General features: G+C 67.8%; 3 protein-coding genes. 1 reads left to right on the top strand and 2 read right to left on the bottom strand.

Annotated features, from left to right (window positions below; genetic code table 11):
• Nucleotides 1-35: 35 nt before the first annotated feature.
• Nucleotides 36-1190 (bottom strand): Glu/Leu/Phe/Val dehydrogenase dimerization domain-containing protein, encoded by a 1155-nt coding sequence (locus Aple_RS09395; RefSeq protein WP_155344108.1) that lies wholly within the window; start codon nt 1188-1190, stop codon nt 36-38.
• A complete protein-coding gene (locus Aple_RS09390) occupies nt 1190-2395 on the bottom strand; it encodes a thiamine pyrophosphate-binding protein (protein WP_246264292.1) in 1206 nt (401 codons plus the stop codon). The genes Aple_RS09395 and Aple_RS09390 overlap by 1 nt, the downstream gene beginning before the upstream one ends.
• Before the next feature lie 30 nt (nt 2396-2425).
• Here Aple_RS09390 and Aple_RS54320 point away from each other — a divergent pair.
• Nucleotides 2426-2644 (top strand): hypothetical protein (locus Aple_RS54320; RefSeq protein ID WP_444978879.1); only part of this gene is annotated, 219 nt, incomplete at its 3' end.

The following is a 2644-nucleotide window of genomic DNA, read 5'->3' as shown; positions in this document are numbered from 1 at the left end:
GGCCTCGGTGAGGATGTCAGTGGCGGCCCGGCGGTTCATCGGGTTTCCAGGTTGCGTTCGCTGAGTGTGTGGGCGATCTCGCGGGGCAGCCTGCCGGTGGTCGTGGCCTCGGTGAGGATGTCGGTGACCACTCGGCGCATCCAGGAGCGGATCTTGGTGAAGGCCGCGTCGGCTTCGGCGGGGATGTCGCCGAACAGCGTCCACCACCACCAGGAGTTGGTGGCCGAGTTGGCGACCACGTCTGGGACGACGGTCACGCCGAAGTCCCGGAGTAGTGCCTCGGCGTCCGGCGTCACCGGGCAGTTGGCGGCTTCGACGATCAGGCGCGCGGTCACCCTCGGGGCTTCCTCAACGCCGATGCAGTACGACACCGCCGCCGGAATCAGTACATCGCATTCCAGATCGAGCCAGGCGTCCCTGGGCAGTTTCTCGTCGGTGGCGCTCAGCCGGGAACGGTCGATGCGTCCGTGTTCGTCCCGGGTGAGCAGGAGCGTCTCCACGTCCAGCCCATCCGGGTTGGCGACCACGCCCTCGCTGTCGGCGATACCGACCACCAGGACCCCCGCACGGGCGAGGAAACGCGCGGTCGCACCGCCCATCGAACCGAACCCCTGGATCACCGCCGTCGCCCGGCGATCGGGGATCACCAGATCGAGCGCGGTCAACGCCGCCTCCGCCACCCCGCAGCCCCCGGCGAGATCACCAAGTCCGATCCCATCGACGGTCACCGAGAACGCCTCGTCGAGGCCCTTCAGCGCCGCGTCCGGGTCGGCGAGCAGCGGCAACACGGCGTCGATGGACGTACGCAATCCCGCCTCCTGACAGGCGGCATCGATCGACTCCTGCCGCAAGCCCAAATCCTCACCGGTCGCCCAATACGTCTGCAGCAGCGGCTTCATGGCGCTGATGTACCGCCGCAACATCCCTGCCGCGCCCGGATCGAGCGGATCACAGTCGATACCACCCTTGGCCCCGCCCAACGGCTGATACCGCAGCCCAGGCTCATAGGCCAACGCCTCCTTACGGCTCATCCCCAGAGCCAGGTCCGCGACCTCGGCCAGCGTGACCCCTGCCCGCATCCGCAACCCGCCACTGCTCACCCCCCGCCCCAGCCGATCGATGACCAGATATCCCGGCCGCCCGGTCACCTCATCGGTCCAGGTCACCTTCAGGTACGGCTCCCGCGCCATCACGCCTCCCTCAAAACGATCACAGTGGGCCCCGAAGCGTGCAACGCCTTCCCAACCGCCTCCCCAAGCTCCTCCGGCGTCCCCACGGCAACCCCACTCGCGCCGTACGCCACGGCGAGACCAACAAAGTCGGGATTGTGCAGATCAACCGCCACGGGCGACATGCCACGCGCCAGCATTTCCGCGCGTATCTCGCCATATCCACCGTTGACGGAGATCACAATCGGCAACGGAAGGCCGAGTTCCACCGCTGTGGCCAGTTCCTGAACGCTGAACTGAAACGCACCGTCCCCGGCCAGCACAGCAACCGGCCTTTCCGGGTATGCGATCTTGGCTCCGATGGCGGCGGGAAGCGCGAAGCCCAGCGTGCCAAAGCCGGTCGGATAGAGAAACCGCCCCGGCGGATCAACCGGCAGACCCCCGAGCGCACCGTAGTAGCAGAACATCGAGTTGTCAGCGGCCACGATCGTATCCGCGGGAAGCACATCCCTTATGACCTTGAGCTGAGAACCCCACCGAGCCGCAAGCCTCTCAAGCTCGGCATCCCGCCGAGCCCAGAGAACGGATTCCGACCGCCCCGCGAGCGACTCGGCATCCCACCCGGCGCGTACAACGGATTCCGGTCGATCCGCGAACAACTCGACATCCCGCCCAGCCCGGACAACGGAATCCCGCCGCTCCACAAGCGACACGGCATCCCACCCGGCGCGTACAACGGATTCCGGTCGATCCGCGAGCCACTCGACGTCCCGCCGAGCCCAGAGAACGGATTCCGACCGCTCTGCGAGGGACTCGGCATCCCACCCGGGCCGGACAACGGAATCCTGCTGCTCCGCGAGTAGCTCGGCGTCCAGTGGTTCCTGCGGAAGGTGTTCCGGTTTCTGAGGTATCGCCGGATGGGTGAGCAGGGCGTTCAGGGCGAGAGATCCGTCGGCGACGATCGGGATCGTGGCGGGGTGGTCGCCGTGCATCTGGGCGGGATCGATGTCGATTCTGATGAGGTGGCCGGTCAAGCGGAAGTCGTCTATCCAGAAGTCTGAGGGGGCCAGTTCGGTGCCGATCGCGAGGACTACGTCGCACGTGGCCAGCCAGGCTTGGATGGCTGGGAGGTGCAGGGTCGCGCCGAGGGCGAGCGGGTGTGACTCGGGGACGGCCGCCTTGCCGTTGGCCGTGGTGACGACGGGTGCGCCGATGCGTTCGGCCAAGGTGAGGGCGAAGGTCCCGGCGCGAGAGTGATGGACGCCGGAGCACTCGACGTGGGAGCACTCGACGTGGGAGCACTCGGCGTGGGAGCACTCGGCGTGGGAGCACTCGGCGTGGGAGCACTCGGCGTGGGAGCACTCGGCGTGGGAGTGGTGGATGCCGCCGCCGAGGATGATCGCGGGGCGCAGGGCCGTGCTGAGCAGGGTGGCGGCGGAGGTTATGGCGGCGGGGTCGGGGGTGCGGGGTGGAAC

The organism is Acrocarpospora pleiomorpha (genome assembly GCF_009687885.1).
Taxonomy (GTDB): Bacteria; Actinomycetota; Actinomycetes; order Streptosporangiales; family Streptosporangiaceae; genus Acrocarpospora; species Acrocarpospora pleiomorpha.
This window is presented reverse-complemented; position numbering and strand designations above follow the sequence as displayed.